Here is a 17,717-nt window from a genome sequence, read left to right as displayed (position 1 = left end):
AGCTCGACGTCGTCGCGCGACACGGCCCAGTTCACGATCCGCTCACCGAGCCGCTGCGCGCAACGCGCGACGTTCGCGAACCCGACCTCGTTGAAGAGGTCCAGGCTCGCGTTCATTCCGGCGTAGTCCTGGTACGGCAGCGTCACGAACTCGAAGCGGCGCGCGTCATGGCGCCATTTGAGATCGTAGTCGGTGAGCCGCGTGAAGTCGTCGGACCCCTCGACCGCCATCCAGCTCACGTCGTGCGGCTCGAGTTTCTCGATGAGCGCCTGGCGCACGTAGACGAATGCGGCGCCCCACGGAGAGAGCAGCCACTTCTGCGCGCCGCACGAGAGGATGTCGACGTGCGTCTTCGACATGTCGAGCGTCAGCGGCCCGAGCCCCTGAATGGCGTCGACGACGAAATACACGCCGCGCTCGCGGCAGAGCGCCCCCAGCGCGGCGAGGTCGACGCGCGCGCCAGACGCGAATTGCACCCACGACACGGTCACGACGCGGACGCGCTCGTCCTCCAGCTCGCGCTCGAGACGGTCGCGATGCAACACGCCGTCGTCACACTCGAGCTGGCGAAATTCGATCCCGTGCCGCTCGGCCAGCTGCATCCACGGATACACGTTCGCGGGGAACTCGAGATCCGGCGAGAGCACGACGTCGCCGCGCTTCAGCGGCAGCGAGAACGCGGCGAGGTTGATCCCGAACGTCGTGTTCGTCGACAGCGCGATCTCCGCCGGGGCGGCGTTGATCATCGACGCGATCATCGCGCGCGACTTCGTGAGCGTGCCGAACTGCAGCTCCTGCGACACGAGCGTCGGATTCGCGCGACGCCGGCTCCAGTCGTCGAGCGCCGTGATGGCCCGCGTCGGCAACGGTCCGGTCGACGCGTGGTTGAAGAAGATCGTGTCGCCGCGCGTGACCGCCGGGAATTCCTCGCGCCGCAACGCCTCGAGGTCGAACGACACGCTGTTCTCGATCACCGAGCTCACGATGTCCTCACGGCGTCGCGGGGTTGGTAAGAGCGCCGGGCATTCTGGTGCGGAGCGTGCGCGGGTCGAGCGCGTCTCGCAATGCGTCGCCGAGAAGATTGAATCCGAGCACGGCCGCGCCGATCGCCAGCCCCGGAAACACGGACGTCCACGGCGCGTGCCGCAGCTGGTACAGATCGCGCCCGTCGGCGATCATCGCTCCCCAGCTCGGCGTGGGCGGCTGCACGCCAAGCCCAAGGAACGACAGCGACGACTCGGCGATGATCGCGCCGGCCACGCCCAGCGTCGCCGCGATGACGACGGGTGCGATGACGCTCGGCAGCACGTGCAGGAGGATCACACGGGTGTCGCGCGCACCCAGCGCGCGCTCGGCCTGCACGAATTCCAACTCGCGCACGATGAGCACCTGTCCGCGGACGATGCGCGCCATTCCCGCCCACCCGACGACGCCGATCGTGACGAAAACGACCGTGAGACTCGGTTGCAAAGCGGCGACGAGCGCGATGAGCAGGAGCAGCGTCGGGAACGCGAGCGTGACGTCGGCGAGCCGCATCACCAGCTCGTCGACCCAGCGGCCGTAGTAGCCGGCGACGAGGCCGAGGATCACGCCGAGCGAGAGCGCGATTCCCTGCGAGACGATGCCCACGGTGAGCGAGATGCGCGCGCCGTAGACGAGGCGCGCCCAGACGTCGCGGCCTTGCACGTCGGTGCCGAACCAGTGCGCGCGCGACGGCGGGAGCAGCGAATTGATGAGATCGATGCCGAACGGGTCGTGGCGAGCGACGAGAGGCGCGGCCACAGCAAGCCCGACGAGAAGTAAGACGACGCCCGCGCCGAACCAGGCGCGCCGATCGCCGAACAGACGATCGGTTGCGCGGCTCACAGCGGGTCTCCGAGCTCCGGCGGCGTTCCGGGACGTTGGTGCTTCCAACGGCGATGGTGCCAGAAGTATTGCTCCGGCGCGCCACGCACGTGCCGCTCGAGCGCGAGCGTGTAATCGGCGACGATGCGATCGACATCCGCTTCGCGGTCCCCGGTTTCGACCGGATCGATCGCCTCGAACGTGAGGACGTAGCGCCCGGACGGCCGTCGCACCGCGACGCCGAATACGATCGGCGCGCCGAGCCGCAGCGCGAACACCGCGGGTCCACGCGGCGTTTTGGCGAGACGTCCGAAGAACGGCACCCACGTCGACGCGAGACCGACCGCGCCCTGGTCGACGAGAAATGCGACCGCCCGCCCGCCGCGCAGCGAGCGCGGTACGCGCTTCACGGCCTCCTCGTCGTGAATGATCGACATGCCGATCCGCTCGCGCGTCCTGGTCAGGTACCGATCGAAGAGCGGATTCGCCATGTGTCTCGCGACCGCGTCGATCGGCACGCCGCGCGCGGCGATGTACGCGCCGCCCAGCTCCCAGTTGCCGAGGTGCCCCGTGATGACGATCAGCCCTTTGCCGCGCGCCAATCGCTCTTCGACGATGCTCCAGCCGTGCACATCCTCGAACAGCTCGATGATTTGCTGGCGCGAGCGCGATGGAAGAATCGCCGTCTCGACGCTCGTTCGTCCCAGGCTTCCGTACGCCGCGCGCGCGATACGCTCGATCTCATCACGGTCGGTGAGCCCGAGCGCCGCTTCGACTTGGCGCTCGACGACGCGCCGTCGAATCCCGAACGGAGAAAAGCCCAACCGGCCGATCGCTTCGCCGATCGAGCCGGCGCGAGTGAAGCTGAGCGTCGCGGCGGCGGCCACGGCGCTGCGCAGCGCCGCGTATTCGGCGCGGTGGGCGAGCGACGGCGGGGGGCTCATTGCGTCGGTCGCGCTCAACTGGCCTGCCTCACGCGATCGCCGGCAGCGTTGATCGCGCGCTCGAAGCCTTCGATCATCGCGCTCTCCGAGAATTCGCGCTGCACCCGTGCGCGTCCGGCGTTCCCCATCGCGGCGCAACGCGCTCGGTCGGCGATGAACTCGGCGACTTCGGACGCGGTGTCGGGCGGATCGCCCTGCGCGAGCAGGAGGCCCGTGATCCCGTCGGCGACGTATTGCTGCGTGAGCATGTTTCGCTCGGCGATGACGGGAAGGCGGCACGCCATCGCGTCGAGACACGCGTACGCGCCGGCATCTCCCTCGGCGGCAACCCAACCGATGTTCGCCGCGCGCATCACCGATGGAGCGTCATCGACTTCGCCGAGGAAAGTGACCGACGCGCCGACGGCGAGCGCGGACGCGTGCATGCGGAGCGCTTCGTCCAGCGACCCGGGCCCGAACACCATGGCGTGGAGCTCCGGGTGCCGCGGCGTGAGCAGGGCGAGCGCGCGGAGCACAGTCGCGATTCGGGCGCGTCCCGACGGCTCGTACGAGCACGCGATGAGGAGCGCGTCGTTGGCCAGACCGACTTCGCCACGCGACATCGGCTCGGCGGAATCGAATCCCGACGGGTCGACCCCGAGCGGCGCGACGCACGGAGGAACCGCCCAGCCCTTGAGGCCCGTCGCTTCAGTCGCGTCCTTTTCGCTCGAGAAGATCAATCCCGATGCGGCGAGCTTGAGCGCGATCTTTCCGCCGCGCCCGGGCTGGATTCGCTCGAGCGGCCGGACGTGTCGCAGAATCGCTCCGCGATTTCCGAGCAATCGGGCGGAGGCGACGACGAGATGGTCTCGTTCGTTCGTGACGATCGCGACCTCGATCGAGCGATGTTCCATCGCGCGCTTGAGATCCCAGGCGTCGCCGGCGGCCGAGGCCGATTTTCCCATGGTGACCGCGTCGATGCGCGCGTCGGACGTGCGCGCGGCGAGCTGGCTTCCCTCGGCACAGGCGACGGCAACCTCGTGTCCTTTCGCGGCGAGTCCTTTGGCGGCCGTTATCGCGACGCGCGCCGCCGCGGACCAGACCCGACTGCTCACGTAGAAGAGGACTCGCATCGTCAGACGCCCGCCGCGACGTGCTCGTCGCGGAACTGCAGCGCATGCAGCCGATAGTACGCACCGCGCTCGGCGAGGAGACCGGCGTGCGTGCCTCGCTCGACGATCCGTCCGTGGTCGAGCACGAGGATCATGTTCGCGTGCGTGATCGTCGAGAGGCGGTGCGCGATGACGAACACCGTGCGGCCGGCCAGCAGGCGATCCACGGCTTCCTGCACGAGGCGCTCGGACTCGGTGTCGAGGGCCGACGTCGCTTCGTCGAGAATCAGGATGGGCGGGTCGACGAGCAGCGCGCGCGCGATCGCGAGACGCTGCCGCTGGCCGCCGGAGAGCCGTGTGCCGCGCTCGCCGAGGACGGTGTCGTACTGCTGCGGCAGCGCCATGATGAAGTCGTGCGCGTTTGCCGCCCGTGCCGCGCGCTCGATCTGCTCCTGCGAGAACTTTTCGGCCGACGCGTACGCGATGTTGTTACGCACGGTGTCGTTGAAGAGCACCGTGTCCTGGCTGACGATTCCCGTGAGCGAGCGGAGCGAGGCGAGCGTGATGTCGCGTGTGTCGACGCCGTCTATCCGAATCCGACCTTCGGTCGGATCATAAAAACGTGGAATGAGATCGACGAGCGTGCTCTTCCCCGCCCCGCTCGCGCCGACGAGCGCGATGACCGATCCTTTCGGTGCGTCGAAGGTGATGTCGCTCAACACCGGCTCGGTGTCGTAGGCGAACGACACGTCCTCGAACTCCACCGATCGCTCGAACGACTCGATGGTTTGCGTGCCACGGTCGAGCTCCATCTCGGTCGGCTCGTCGAGCACGTCGAACAAACGCTCAGCGGCGGCGAGCGACTGCTGCGCGGTGGTCGGTGCCTGCGAGAGCTGTTTGAGCGGCGGAAGCAGCGTCATGACGAGCGTCATGAACACGATCAGCGACGCCGCGTCCATGCCTCGGTTCGACAAGACGGCGAGCGCCCCGATCCAGAGGATCAAGACCGCGATCGACATTCCGATCACTTCGGTGAGCGGCTGCGACAGCGCGGAGACGCGGTTGATCTTGACCATTCCTTCCGAGTACCGATGGCTGGCGTCGCCGAACCGTTGGTCCTCGTAGCGCTCGCCGCCGAACGATTTCACGAGGCGCACGCCGGTCACGACTTCCTGCAACACGCTCGTCGCTTCGCCGAAGTCGGCGCGGCTGCGGCGATAACCACGGCGCAGGCGCTTGAGCAGCGGCTGGAGCGTGAGCGTGAGGATCGGCGCGATGACCAGCGACAACAGCGTGAGCTGCACGTTCATCGCGACGAGCACGGCGATCGTGGCGATGATGTTGGCCGCGTTCTGAACGGTGCGGGTCACCAGCTCGGTGACGAGCGCCTTCGTTTGGTCCGTGTCGGACAGGATCTTCGAGATGACCTGGCCGACCTTCGTCCGCTGGAAGTAGCGCAGCGGCAGGCGCTGCATGTGCGAGAAGACGGCGTCGCGCATGTCGCGCGTGACGTACTCCTGGAGCGACGCGCCGAATTGGCCGGCGAGCCAGACGAACACGTTCTTGATGGCGACGACGATCAGGATGACGAAAATCACGGCGGCCAACGACCCTCGCGGATCGTCCGGATGGACGAAGGCCCCGATCGTCCACCGCTGCGCGTGCTCCACCCACCCGGCCGCCTTGGGCAGCGGATTGGGTTGCTTGAACAAAGTGTTCAGGAACGGCACGAGCAGCGTGTACGAAAACGCGCCGAGCGCGGCGCCGATCACGTTGCTCACGACGTTGCCCGCCATGCGCCACCAGTGCGGCCGCAAAAAGACGAGTAGCCGCCGATACTCGGCGAACCGCGCCCGGCCGAGCGTAGAGGGAAGCGTCTCCGGACCCGTGGTGATGCTCACCGTCGGGGGGTGAGAAGGGCGACCGGCAGAATGCACTCCTCGGGCGTGACGCCGCCATGGAGGAACGAGCCGCGATACCGGCTCTGATATTCACGCAGCTTTGTCGGATAGACGAAGAACGAATCGCCCGTGGCGAGCAGCGAGTTGGCGCCGAGCCCGCGGCGAGGGAGGCGCAGCGAGTCTTCATTCGTGAAGAGGAGCGCCTGCTCCGGGTTCTCGGCGCGAAGATCCTCGCCGAACTTGTAGCGGAGATTCTGCGTCGCGTCGCGCTTGGCGAAGACCGTGGCCGGCGTTCGACAGTGAATCGAGCCGTGGTCGGTCGTGATCAGGACTCTGATCCGCTTGCGCGACGCTTCCTGGAGCAACGCGAAGAGCGCCGACCGCCGGAACCACTGCTGCGTGAGTTGGCGGAGCGCGATCTCGTCTCGCGCGACCTCATAGAGGATCGCCGACTCCGACCGGCCGTGCGTGAGCAGGTCCACGAAGTTGAACACGAACGCCGAGATGCCCTCGGGCGCGATGGCGCGGGAGAGACGGCGCTCGAGGTCGTCGCCTTCGGCAGCCGTGGAGATTTTTTCGTAGCGAACGGGCAGCTTGCGATTCAGCTCGACGAGCTGCGCCTCGAGAAGCTGCCGCTCGTGCGCGTTGAGGGTCTCGTCTTCGCGCTCGCCCCACCAGTCGGGGAAACGGGCCGCGATCTCGCCGGGGAAGAGACCGCTGAACAGGGCGTTGCGCGAGAACGGCGTCGCCGTGGGCAGGATGCTGTAGTAGTACGTCGTCTCGACGTCGAACAGCGGGGCGACGAAGGGCTCGAGCGTTCGCCATTGATCGAGACGCAAGCAATCTATTACGACGAAGAGCCCCTGTTTGGCCGAGTCGAACATCGGCAGGAGGAACTCGGGCACGATGTCGATCGACATCGGCGGGCGGTCGCCCTCGAGATTCTTGAGCCATTCCGGGTAGGCGCGCTTCATGTAGCCGGCAAACTCACGGCGCATGTCGGGATAGAGCCCTTGCAGCGACTCGTACAGTCCCGTCTCGTTCGCGGCGGTGAGCTCGAGATCCCAGCGAGTCAGTTCCGCGTAACGTTCGATCCACTGTCGCCAATTGAGGCCGCGGAACGATTCCGTCTGCATCTCGCGGAAGCGCTGAACGAACTCGCGCGCGACGGCTTGTTGTCGAATGCGCGCCCCCTCGAGCAGTCGAGTGACCGCCGCGTACACTTGCCGCGGCGTCACGGGCTTGACGAGATAGCCCTCGAGCGCGGCGCCGATCGCTTCGGTCATGGTCGAGTCTTCTTCGCTCTTCGTGACCATGACGATCGCCAGATTCGGATCGACCTCGCGCAGCTCGCGGAGCGCGTCGAGGCCGCGGCGGCCGGGCATCTGCTCGTCGAGCAGGACCAGGCTGAACGGACGGCGCCGCACGAGCTCCAGCGCGTCCTCGGCGTTGGTGACCGTTTCAACCTCGAACCCTTTGTCTCGCAAGAACATGCGATGAGGTTCGAGCATCTCCGCCTCGTCGTCGATCCAGAGGACGGATTTCGCCTGATGCGCCATGGCCCAAATATATCGGCCGCGTGAGCGGCCAAGCTATCGGACTGCGTTTGCAAAACGCACATTGTCCTCGATGCCGAATCCGCCGTACGCGGTCCCAGCCACCAGCTTCCGATTCGCGGCGCTCGCGACGCTCGCCGGCAAGGCGCCGCTTGGCGGACGCCGCGAGGTAGCGCTCGCCGTGTATCTCGCGGCGCGGCTGGCGGACGACACGTTGCCCGAGCACGGGGTTTCCGCAGAAGCACGGGCCGAACGCGCGACGCACGCCAAGAGCTGGCTGGCGTCGATGGCCCTCGCGGCGCCGATCCGGTCGGCGCTGGCTCGACTGATCGACTCCACGGCGACGGGGCGCAACGCGGCCGCGGCCGCATTGCCGGCGGTGATCGCGGCGACCGGGCCTCAGCTCGACGCGGGCGCACGCGCCGAGCTCGAACGGCTGACGGCGACGCTGGCCGGTTCGTAATTCTCCCGACAACGTCCTTGCCCTCCGCTGCGCAACCGTGAGTATTGGGACCTCATGACGCGCACGACAGACATCTCGCCTCTTTCAGTCCTGCTCTCGCGCGTCGACGCCGTTGCCGACGGCGCGCCGCCGCCGTCGACCGTTCCCACCGGATTCGCGAGCCTCGACAAGATGCTCGGCGGCGGGCTGCGTCGCGGCGATCTCGTCGTGATCGGCGGCGACACGGCGAGCGGAAAGTCGGCGCTCGCGCTGGCGTTCGCCATCCGCATGTCGCTCGCGTCGGCGCGCGTGCTCTTTCTCACGGGTGAGATGTCCGCCGAGCGCGTGCTCGAGCGCGTGATCGCGATCGAGGCGCGCACGAAAATCGACGATCTGCGTCAGGGCACTCTCGACGACATGGCGCGCGCCAACGCGGGGTCCGTCGCGCTTCGGCTGCGAGAGAATCTGCCCATCGTGGATCGTCCGCCGACGGGCGGCGTCGGGGCGATCGCCTCGATGCTCGACGGATTGCCGTTCACCGAAATCGTCTTCGTCGACAGCCTGAGCGCGACGGCCTCCGGCGACGAGTTGCTCGACGAGGAGCTCGCGCGTTCGGTGCGCGACCTCAAGACGCTTGCGCTCGAACGCGGCCTCGTCGTCGTCACCACGGCCACGGTGCGCGAGCTCGGCTCACGCGCCGACCGGCGCCCGCTGCTCGACGATTTCGGCGCGCGCGGCGCGATCAAGGAACACGCCGACGTCGTGATGACGCTCTTCCGAGAGCACATGTATCAGCCCGCGCGCGACGTCGAGGGAGCGACCGAACTGCTCATCCGCAAGAACCGCAACGGACCCACCGGCTACGTCGACCTCTATTTCTACGCCCAGTGGATGCGGTTCGAGGACATGCTGGATCCGGAAAGGTGAGGAGTGCGGAGGCCTCGTCCGAGGTCTCCGTACTCCGTCCTCGCACGCGTCGCCCCCCATCGCACCTATATTTCTTCCTGAACCTTTGCCCCATTCGCGCGATGGCCGGCCACAGTAAATGGAAGCAGATCAAGCACTACAAGGCGGCGGCCGACGCCAAGCGCGGCGCGCTGTTCACCAAGCTGATCCGCGAGATCACCATGGCCGCCAAAATCGGCGGCGGCGATCCCGGCGGTAATCCGCGGCTCCGTCTCGCGATCGACACCGCGCGATCGAACTCGATGCCGAAGGAAAACATCGAGCGCGCGGTCAAGAAGGGGACAGGCGAGCTGGAAGGCGTCGACTACCACGAAGTGACGTACGAGGGCTTCGGCCCGGGCGGGGTCGCGCTCCTCATCGACGCCGTGACCGACAACCCGACGCGCACGGTCGCCGAAGTTCGCAGCAAGATGACGCGACTCGGCGGCAACCTCGGCGCGCCGAACTCGGTGGCGTGGATGTTCGAGAAGAAGGGGCAGATCTACGTCGACGCGTCGACGATCGGCGAGGACGCGCTAATGGAAGCTGCTCTCGACGCCGGCGCCGAAGACGTCGCTCGCGAAGAGGAGCGATTCCTCGTCTCGACGACGCCGCACGACTTCCATTCGGTGCAGGACAAGCTCAAGACCGCCGGCGTCAAGATCGGCGAGGCCGAGTTGGCGATGGTTCCCAAGACGACCGTGACGATCGCCGGCAAGGACGGCGACGCGCTGCTCAAGCTGCTCGAGACGATCGAAGATCTCGACGACGTGCAGAAGGTCTGGGCGAACTTCGACATGGACGTGACCGAGATGGCGCGGAGTAACGAGTGAGGCTCGCGCGAGCCCGGTGATCGTTCTCGGCATCGATCCGGGCACCGCGAACACCGGCTACGGTGTCGTACAGGGAGGAGAAGACGTGCGGGCAGTTGGGCACGTCTCGCTCATAGAATGCGGCGTCATTCGCACCCGCCCGCGCGATCCTCTGGCGATGCGTCTCCGCGACATCTATGAAGGCGTCGTCGAGCTGATCGAGCGTCACAAGCCGCATGCGCTGTGCGTCGAGGACGTGTTCTACGCCAAGAATGTGCGGACGACGGTCGTACTGGGGCACGCTCGCGGCGTCGTGCTCCTCGCCGGCAGCCGAGCGAATCTCGACATTCGGGAGATTCCACCCGCCGAGATCAAGAAGGCCGTCGTGGGAACGGGCGCGGCGACCAAAGAACAAGTGCAGTTCATGATCACCCGCATGTTGCGATTGAAGACGGCGCCGCAGCCAAGTGACGCGGCCGACGGCGTCGCGGCGGCGATCGCCGGACTGGTCGCCGCACGCCTCCCCGTAGTCGGCGCAACGGGAGCGATCGTGCCCGCGCGCCGCGCTCCGACGCGCCCTGTTCAGCTTTCATGATTTCGCACGTCAGCGGGACGCTCGTTTCGAAGGAATTGGATCGCGTCGAGATCATGACCGCCGGCGGCGTGGCGTACGAGTTGGCGATCCCGCTCAACGTCTACGAATCGCTGCCGCGCGCGGGCGAACCGGCGTCGCTGCATACGTATTTGGTGGTGAAAGAGGACGGCTGGCAGCTCTACGGCTTCGCCACCGCGCACGAGCGCCGCGTCTTTCAGCGGGTGCTCGATGCCAAGGGCGTGGGCCCTTCTCTGGCCCTCGGCCTGCTGTCGACGCTGACCGCCGACCGCGTCGTTCGAGCGTTGCGGGACAAGGACTTGGCAACGCTTCAGAGTGTGCCGCGCGTAGGGAGAAAGAAGGCCGAACAGCTCATCCTGGATCTCGCCGACAAGCTCGACGACCTGCATGTTTCCGCTCCCGGTGGGGGGGGGCCGGGCCGCCCCGGCGGCGGAATTCCCGGCGCCGAGGATGCCGTTCGCGCGCTCGTGTCGCTGGGCTATTCGATGCCTGACGCTGAGCGCGCGGTCAAGGCGGCGTTGGACGATGGTGGGAAGCCCGGCGAGACGGCCGATCTCGTTCGCCGATCGCTTGGCAAGATTCGAGGCTAACCGCAGGACGGAGAAGACACGTGCTCGCAGCTCGACGAACCTCGACGTTCACCGAATCCGTGATCCGCGAGATGACGCGGATCGCCGCCATGCACAACGCCGTGAACCTGGCGCAGGGATTTCCCGATTTCGCGATGCCCGAGGCGATGAAAGCCGCGGCGTGTACCGCGATCAACGGCGACATCAACCAGTACGCGGTCACGTGGGGCGCGCCGGTTCTGCGACAAGCGATCGCCGAGAAGTATCGCCGGTTCTACGACATGGAAGTCGATCCCGACCGCGACGTGACGGTGACGTGCGGCGCGACGGAAGCGATGGCCTCGGTGTTCATGGCGCTCATGGATTCCGGCGACGAGGTGATCATTCCCGAGCCGTTCTACGAGAATTATGGGCCGGATGCCATACTCGCCGGAGCCAAGCCGGTGTTCGTGCCGATGGAACGGCCGGACTGGACGTTCGATCCGGATCGCCTGCGAAAGGCGTTCACCTCGCGCACGAAGGCGATCATCGTCAACACCCCGCACAACCCAACGGGCCGCGTGCTGACGCGCGACGAAATGTCGCTGATCGCGAACTTGTGCGTCGAGCACGACGCGTGGGCGATCACCGACGCGCCCTACGAGCACATGATCTACAAGGGCCATCACCACGAGATCGCGACCTGGCCCGGCATGCGCGAGCGCACGATCACGATCTCGTCGCTCTCGAAGACCTACAGCTGCACCGGCTGGCGCATCGGCTGGATCATCGCGCCTCCTGAACAGACTGGTCCCATCCGCAAGGTGCACGACTTCCTCACCGTCGGCGCGCCCGCTCCACTCCAAGCCGCCGCCGCCGTCGGATTCGCGTTCGGGCCCGACTACTACAACGAGTTCTCCGCGCACTACAAGCAGCGCCGCGATTTCTTGTGCGGCGTCCTCCGCGAGCAAGGCTTCGAGTTCGCGACCCCCGAAGGCGCCTATTTCGTCCTCGCCGATTTCTCGAAGATCAGCGACCTCGACGACGTGACGTTCGCCAAGTGGATGACGGCCGAAATCGGTGTCGCCACGGTGCCCGGCTCGAGCTTCTACTCGAACAAAGAAGACGGCCGCCCCTTCACCCGCTTCGCGTTCTGTAAGAAGCAGTCGACGCTGGACGATGCGGCCGAGCGGTTGTCGCGGTTGCGGGCCACGGTTTAGTGGCTGGGTAGCGCGAATTCAATACGGGCTGCAACTGCAACTGCGACTACAAGAGCAACGGCAACTACAAGAGCAACGGCAACTACTCACCGCAGAGACGCAGAGGACGCGGAGGAACGCAGAGAAATGCCGCGCACGCGGCGTCCTTCGTCCCACGAGCTTTCCTCTCTGGTAACCGCCGCTCGGGAAGGTACTCGGCCGAGGAGACACGCTTCCTAGGAGCTTCGCGAGCGGCTCTAACAAGAAGCGCCCGGCCGCGTGACGCGAACAGCCTTTTTTCACCGAGGCAGTCCTCTGCGCCCCTCCGCGTTCTCTGCGTCTCTGCGGTGAATCAGTTCAGCAGCTCGCCCGAGCGGGGCAGACCGGGATTTCGGCAACTCTTCGGGTATATTGAATCGCATGTCGCGCGCCGAGATCACCACGCCTGAGGTTCTCGTCGACGAATCCGTCGTCGAGCTGTCGCTGCGGCCGCAGCGGCTGTCGGAGTTCATCGGGCAGGACAAGGTGAAGGACGCGCTGCGGATTTACATCGACGCGGCGATGCAGAGGCGAGAGCCGCTCGATCACACGCTCTTTTTCGGCCCGCCCGGACTCGGCAAGACGACGCTCGCCGAGCTGATCGCGCGGGAGCTGGGCGTGAACATCCATACGAGCTCCGGACCGGCGCTCGAGAAGCCCGGCGATCTCGTGTCGACGCTGACGAATCTGCGGCGCGGCGACATCCTGTTCATCGACGAGATCCATCGGCTGCGTCCGATCATCGAGGAGTTTCTCTATCCGGCGATGGAGGACTACAAGATCGAGATTCGTTTGGGCGACGGACCGAAGGCGAACACGGTGACGATGGACATCGAGCAGTTCACGCTCGTCGGCGCGACGACGCGGCTCGGGATGCTCACGGCCCCGATGCGCGCGCGGTTCGGGATCGAGCAGCGGTTGAACTTCTACCCGTCCGAGGACCTCGAGTTGATCGTGCAGCGTACGGCCGACGTGCTGAAGGTCGACGTCGATCCGGCGGGTGCGGCCGAGATCGCGCGGCGGGCCCGCGGCACGCCACGCGTCGCCAACCGTTTGCTGCGACGAGTTCGAGATTTCGCGCAGGTCCGAGGCAACGGTGTGGTGAGCAAGCCGATCGCCGACCAGGCGCTCTCCATGCTCGACGTCGACGCGTTCGGGCTCGACGACATGGACACGCGAATCCTTCGCACGATCATCGAGAAGTTCGACGGCGGCCCGGTGGGGCTGAAGACGATCGCCGTCTCGATCGGCGAAGACGAGAACACGATCGAGGAAGTGTACGAGCCCTTTCTCGTGCAACACGGCTTTCTTCAACGGACGCCGCGCGGACGCACGGCGACGCGGGCGGCGTACGAACACTTCGGGATCGTGGCGCCCGGATCGAATGGGCAGCCGACACTCTTCTGAATCAAGACGGCGCGAACTGCCTCGGGCTGGACTCTCTCGGCTCGGCAGAATCGCGGAGCGGATGCGAGCCTAGCCTCGAGCATCAGCTGACAACAGGAGCCGCGAGCAACTGCCCGCCGTTCCGGCGTCGTTTGGGCTCACAGCTCATGCTGCACGCTCGCGCTCACGGCCAGGCTCGCGCCGCCTCTCGAGATTTCTCCCTTCGATCACCGCAACCGGAACGTCCCACCGCTCTGATGCCCGCAGGCGATCTCACCTCCGATTACGACTTCGAGCTTCCGCACGATCTCATCGCCCAGCGCCCGCTCGAGCGGCGCGATGCGAGTCGGTTGATGGTCGTCGATCGCGCGTCCGGCGACATCCAGCACAAGACGTTCGCCGACGTCGCCAGCCTCATCGCGCCGATCGACGTCGTGGTCGTGAACCGCTCGCGCGTGATTCGCGCGCGCTTGCTCGGGGCGCGCGCGTCGGGTGCTCCGGCGGAGATCCTCCTTCTCAAACCGCTCGGCGACGCGCGCTACGAGGCGATGGTTTCGCCCGGCGGAAAGCTCAAGCCGGGCCGCCGCGTGACGATCGCGCCGGGGTTCGAGGCGGAGATTCTCGAAGTGACGGAACGCCGCACGCGCATCGTCCGCCTCGAGAGCGACGAGCCGCTCGATGACGCGATCGAGCGCCACGGGCACGTGCCGCTTCCACCGTACATCGAGCGGCCCGACGCGGCCGAAGACGCGGAGCGCTACCAGACGGTGTTCGCGCGAGAGAAAGGCTCCGTCGCCGCGCCGACGGCGGGATTGCATTTCACTCCCGAGCTGCTGGCGTCGCTCGAGCGTCGCGGCGTCGCGACGGCGGAGATCCTCCTTCACGTCGGCGCCGGCACGTTCAAGCCCGTCGAGGTGGAGGATCCGGCCGCGCACGTCATGCACGAAGAGTGGTATCGCGTGACGGCGGACGCGGCTCGCGCGATCAACGAGCGCCGCGCGGCGGGCGGCCGCGCGTGGGCCGTCGGCACGACCACGGTGCGCACGCTCGAGACGGTCGCGGGGGACGACGACCGGATCCGCGACGGCGCGGGCGAGACGCGGATCTTCATTCGCCCCGGACATCGCTTTCGCGCCGTCGACCGAATGGTGACCAACTTTCACCTGCCCCGCTCGACGCTGATCATGCTCGTCGCCGCGTTCGCCGGCTACGAGCTGACGATGCGGGCGTACCGGGAAGCGGTCGCGGCGCGATACCGGTTCTATTCCTACGGCGACGCGATGGCGATCATCTAGCGTCGTCGCCCTCAACTCACGAACGAGCACACTTGTCCGGCTTCGGCTTCTCGATCGATCACGAGGACGGCGCGGCGCGCGTCGGCGTCTTCCGCACGCCTCACGGGCCCGTCGATACGCCCGCCTTCATGGCGGTCGGCACGCTCGCGACGGTCAAGGCGCTCGACCCCGACGATCTCCGCGCCATGGGCGCGCAGATGATCCTCGGCAACGCCTACCATCTACACCTGCGTCCCGGCGACGAGATCGTTCGCGAGATGGGCGGGTTGCACGCGTTCATGGGCTGGGACGGGCCCATTCTCACCGATTCCGGCGGCTTTCAAGTCTTCTCATTGGAGGGACTTCGCACGGTCTCGGAAGACGGCGTCGAGTTCCGCAGCCACATCGACGGATCGCTGCGCGCCTTCACGCCGGAATCCGTCATGCGGATCGAGCGCAACCTCGGCGCTGACGTGATCATGCAGTTCGACCACGTCATACCCGGCCAGAGCGACGAGTCCGCCGCGCGCGACGCCAGCGAGCGCAGCCTCCGCTGGCTCGCGCGATGCGCCGCCGCGGTCGCGAGCTGGCCGGGGGAGCCACCGCGAGACCAGGCGCTGTTTCCGATCGTCCAGGGCGGAATCCACGAGTCGCTGCGGCGAGCCGCCGCACGATCGATTCGCGATTCGGGCGACTGGGTCGGCTACGGCATCGGCGGACTCTCCGTCGGCGAGGCGAAGCCGGACATGTACCGCATCCTCGACGTCGTCGACGGCGAGCTGCCGCGTGAACGGCCGCGCTATTTGATGGGGGTCGGCTTTCCGGAGGACCTCGTGGAGGGAGTGCGGCGCGGCGTCGACCTCTTCGATTGCGTCGCGCCGACGAGGATGGGGCGGAACGGCGCGGCCTTCACACGCGACGGCCGGCTCAACATCAAGCGGGCCGAATTCCGCGTCGACAAACGACCGCTCGACGAGGAATGCGACTGCTCGGCGTGCCGACGATTCTCACGCGCGTACATCCGCCATCTGTTTACCGCGGACGAGATCCTCGGGCTTCGCCTGCTTTCCCTGCACAATGTACATTTCCTGGTTCGTCTCATGCGCGACGCGCGCGACGCGATCCGCGGGAAGACGCTCGGCGCGTGGAGCGAGGACTGGCTCGCGCGCTATCTCTCAAGACCGGTGACCTCGGAATGACCACGCTCGATCTGCCGATGGCGTTCGCCGCCGCCCTCCAGGCCGCGCCAAGCGGCGGCGGTGGATCCTACACGCCGTTCCTGTTCGAGATCGCGGCCTTCGCCGCGATCTTCTACTTCATCATCCTGCGGCCGCAGCAGAAGCAGCGGCGCGAGCACGAGACGTCGCTCAAGTCGCTCAAGAAGGGCGACGAGATCGTCACCGCGGGCGGCATCGTCGGCGAAGTGATTCACATCCGCGAGACGTCCAAGGACGGCGGCGCGAATCGTCTGGACGACCGCGTCACCATCAAGTCGGGCGAGTCCCGAATCGTCGTCGAGCGCGGACGGATCGCGCGCATCGTCGGTGCCTCCGCCGCCACCCCCTCGAGCACCCCCTCGCAGTCGTCGTGAGCATTCTCGACATTCGGGTCCTTGGCGACCCGGTGCTGCGCGAGGAAACGAAGCCCGTCGCCGTCGTCACCGATGAGCTGCGCGAGCTGGTCAAGAACATGTTCGAGACGATGGACGTCGCCAAAGGCATCGGACTCGCCGCGCCGCAGGTCGGGCGCACCGAGCGCGTGGCCGTCATCGGCGTGGACACGGACCGCTTCACGATCATCAACCCGGAGATCGTCGAATCCGACGCGAGAAGCGCGAAGGCGGAAGAAGGCTGCCTGTCGATCCCCGACGTCTACGGCGATGTCGAGCGGCCGGCGCGGGTCAAAGTGCGCGCGATGGGACTCGACGGACAGACGTTCGAAGTGGAAGCGGGCGAGCTCCTCGCGCGCTGCCTCCAACACGAGATCGATCACCTGCACGGCAAGTTGTTCGTCGACTATTTGAGCATTCTGAAGCGGCGGTCGGCGATGGCGCGTTGGGCGAAGGAAAAGGACAAGTACCCGGGATTCGTCAGAAAACTGGAAATCGACCCGTCGCGGAACCACGAGCACCCCGACGAGGAGCTGTGAGTGCGCGTGCTCTTCTGGGGCACGCCCGATTTTTCGCTGCCGCCGCTGCGCGCGCTGCTCGGCGAGGGATTCGAGGTCGTCGGCGTCGTCACCCAACCCGACCGTCCCGTCGGCCGGTCGCGGTCGATCCTCGAGCCGCCGCCGGTAAAGCGTGTCGCGGCCGCCGAAGCGATTCCCGTTTTCCAGCCGGAGCGGCCACGGGGCGATGAATTCCTCGCGCAGTTGCGCGAGCTCTCCCCGGACATCTCCGTCGTCGTCGCATACGGACACATCCTTTCGCAAACGATCATCGATCTGCCGACGCGCGGAACGATCAACATCCACGCGTCGCTGCTGCCACTCCTCAGGGGAGCGGCTCCCATCGAGGCGACGATTCGCGAAGGGCACGCCGAAACCGGCGTCACGATCATGCGAATGGTGAAGGCGCTCGACGCCGGGCCGTCGATCCTTCAAGTCCGCACGCCGGTCGCCGACGACGAGACGGCCGGCGAGTTGCGCCTGCGACTCGCCGAGCTCGGCGCGCTGGCCTTGATCGAGGCGCTCGCGCTCATCGAATTGGGCCGAGCCGCGGAGACACCGCAGGACGAAACCAAGGCCACCTACGCGCCCAAGATCGACCGCGCGATGGCGCGCATCGACTGGACCACCGACGCCGCGACGGTTGCACGACTGATACGCGCCTTGGACCCGCGCCCGGGTGCTTACGCGGTGCGCTCATCAGGCGAGGCCAACCGGGCGGGCGGCGGGGAGGTCAAGCTGTTCGGCGCCCGTGTCTCGCCTCGAACGTCGGACCGGCAGCCCGGCGAGGTCCTCGCCATCGACGACCAGGGACTCACCGTCGCCTGCGGCGACGGCCCGGGAGGGGGAAGCGTGCAGATTGCAAGCGTGCAGCCCGCCGGTAAGCGGCCGATGTCGCCTCGGGAGTGGGCGCGCGGCAGGGGCATCGCGGTCGGCGAGAGGCTATCTTAGACACC

18 protein-coding genes are annotated in these 17,717 nt (G+C 66.9%); 12 read left to right on the top strand and 6 right to left on the bottom strand.

Translation table 11 applies throughout. From position 1 onward, the window contains the following. The 6 genes from VGQ44_16655 to VGQ44_16630 form a co-directional block, all read right to left on the bottom strand. Nucleotides 1-983 (bottom strand): aminotransferase class V-fold PLP-dependent enzyme (locus tag VGQ44_16655; GenBank protein HEV8448463.1); only part of this gene is annotated, 983 nt, incomplete at its 3' end. A 7-nt stretch (nucleotides 984-990) separates the two neighbouring features. After that, on the bottom strand, nucleotides 991-1,866 hold the full coding sequence (locus VGQ44_16650) for an ABC transporter permease (GenBank protein ID HEV8448462.1): 876 nt from the start codon (nucleotides 1,864-1,866) through the stop codon (nucleotides 991-993). Continuing rightward, on the bottom strand, nucleotides 1,863-2,789 hold the full coding sequence (locus VGQ44_16645; GenBank protein HEV8448461.1) for a lysophospholipid acyltransferase family protein: 927 nt from the start codon (nucleotides 2,787-2,789) through the stop codon (nucleotides 1,863-1,865). The genes VGQ44_16650 and VGQ44_16645 overlap by 4 nt, the downstream gene beginning before the upstream one ends. A gap of 14 nt (nucleotides 2,790-2,803) precedes the next feature. Next, a complete protein-coding gene (locus VGQ44_16640; GenBank protein ID HEV8448460.1) occupies nucleotides 2,804-3,901 on the bottom strand; it encodes a glycosyltransferase family 4 protein in 1,098 nt (365 codons plus the stop codon). A 2-nt stretch (nucleotides 3,902-3,903) separates the two neighbouring features. Then, entirely contained in the window at nucleotides 3,904-5,781 is a 1,878-nt protein-coding gene (locus VGQ44_16635; protein HEV8448459.1) for an ABC transporter transmembrane domain-containing protein, read from the bottom strand. Further along, entirely contained in the window at nucleotides 5,778-7,340 is a 1,563-nt protein-coding gene (locus tag VGQ44_16630) for a response regulator (protein ID HEV8448458.1), read from the bottom strand. The genes VGQ44_16635 and VGQ44_16630 overlap by 4 nt, the downstream gene beginning before the upstream one ends. 70 nt (nucleotides 7,341-7,410) lie before the next feature. On the opposite strand from VGQ44_16630, the gene VGQ44_16625 reads away from it, so the two are divergent. The 12 genes from VGQ44_16625 to fmt all read left to right on the top strand — a co-directional run bounded on the left by VGQ44_16625 (nucleotide 7,411) and on the right by fmt (nucleotide 17,712). Continuing rightward, nucleotides 7,411-7,800, top strand: coding sequence for a hypothetical protein (locus VGQ44_16625; protein HEV8448457.1), 390 nt, complete (start codon nucleotides 7,411-7,413; stop codon nucleotides 7,798-7,800). A gap of 54 nt (nucleotides 7,801-7,854) precedes the next feature. Continuing rightward, nucleotides 7,855-8,706 (top strand): DnaB-like helicase C-terminal domain-containing protein, encoded by an 852-nt coding sequence (locus VGQ44_16620; GenBank protein ID HEV8448456.1) that lies wholly within the window; start codon nucleotides 7,855-7,857, stop codon nucleotides 8,704-8,706. Nucleotides 8,707-8,807: 101 nt separating this feature from the next. Continuing rightward, on the top strand, nucleotides 8,808-9,557 hold the full coding sequence (locus VGQ44_16615; protein ID HEV8448455.1) for a YebC/PmpR family DNA-binding transcriptional regulator: 750 nt from the start codon (nucleotides 8,808-8,810) through the stop codon (nucleotides 9,555-9,557). A 16-nt stretch (nucleotides 9,558-9,573) separates the two neighbouring features. Further along, nucleotides 9,574-10,131 carry a crossover junction endodeoxyribonuclease RuvC gene (gene ruvC / locus VGQ44_16610; protein ID HEV8448454.1) on the top strand — a complete coding sequence of 186 codons (558 nt, stop codon included), beginning with the start codon at nucleotides 9,574-9,576 and terminating at the stop codon, nucleotides 10,129-10,131. Beyond that, nucleotides 10,128-10,739 (top strand): Holliday junction branch migration protein RuvA, encoded by a 612-nt coding sequence (ruvA, locus tag VGQ44_16605; GenBank protein HEV8448453.1) that lies wholly within the window; start codon nucleotides 10,128-10,130, stop codon nucleotides 10,737-10,739. Before ruvC ends, ruvA begins: the two co-directional genes overlap by 4 nt. A 20-nt stretch (nucleotides 10,740-10,759) precedes the next feature. After that, nucleotides 10,760-11,917 carry an aminotransferase class I/II-fold pyridoxal phosphate-dependent enzyme gene (locus VGQ44_16600; protein HEV8448452.1) on the top strand — a complete coding sequence of 386 codons (1,158 nt, stop codon included), beginning with the start codon at nucleotides 10,760-10,762 and terminating at the stop codon, nucleotides 11,915-11,917. 399 nt (nucleotides 11,918-12,316) lie between these two features. Further along, nucleotides 12,317-13,342, top strand: coding sequence for a Holliday junction branch migration DNA helicase RuvB (ruvB, locus tag VGQ44_16595; GenBank protein ID HEV8448451.1), 1,026 nt, complete (start codon nucleotides 12,317-12,319; stop codon nucleotides 13,340-13,342). Between the two features lie 236 nt (nucleotides 13,343-13,578). Then, a complete protein-coding gene (queA, locus tag VGQ44_16590; protein ID HEV8448450.1) occupies nucleotides 13,579-14,616 on the top strand; it encodes a tRNA preQ1(34) S-adenosylmethionine ribosyltransferase-isomerase QueA in 1,038 nt (345 codons plus the stop codon). Between the two features lie 32 nt (nucleotides 14,617-14,648). Further along, nucleotides 14,649-15,794 (top strand): tRNA guanosine(34) transglycosylase Tgt, encoded by a 1,146-nt coding sequence (tgt, locus tag VGQ44_16585; protein ID HEV8448449.1) that lies wholly within the window; start codon nucleotides 14,649-14,651, stop codon nucleotides 15,792-15,794. After that, a complete protein-coding gene (gene yajC / locus VGQ44_16580; GenBank protein ID HEV8448448.1) occupies nucleotides 15,791-16,186 on the top strand; it encodes a preprotein translocase subunit YajC in 396 nt (131 codons plus the stop codon). Before tgt ends, yajC begins: the two co-directional genes overlap by 4 nt. Further along, a complete protein-coding gene (def, locus tag VGQ44_16575; GenBank protein HEV8448447.1) occupies nucleotides 16,183-16,743 on the top strand; it encodes a peptide deformylase in 561 nt (186 codons plus the stop codon). The genes yajC and def overlap by 4 nt, the downstream gene beginning before the upstream one ends. Next, the gene (fmt, locus tag VGQ44_16570; GenBank protein ID HEV8448446.1) at nucleotides 16,744-17,712 is read left to right on the top strand and encodes a methionyl-tRNA formyltransferase; all 969 of its coding nucleotides are present in this window, start codon (nucleotides 16,744-16,746) and stop codon (nucleotides 17,710-17,712) included. It begins immediately after the preceding gene. Nucleotides 17,713-17,717 lie beyond the last annotated feature (5 nt).

The sequence above is a fragment of the Gemmatimonadaceae bacterium genome (assembly GCA_036003045.1).
Taxonomy (GTDB): Bacteria; Gemmatimonadota; Gemmatimonadetes; order Gemmatimonadales; family Gemmatimonadaceae; genus JAQBQB01.
This window is presented reverse-complemented; position numbering and strand designations above follow the sequence as displayed.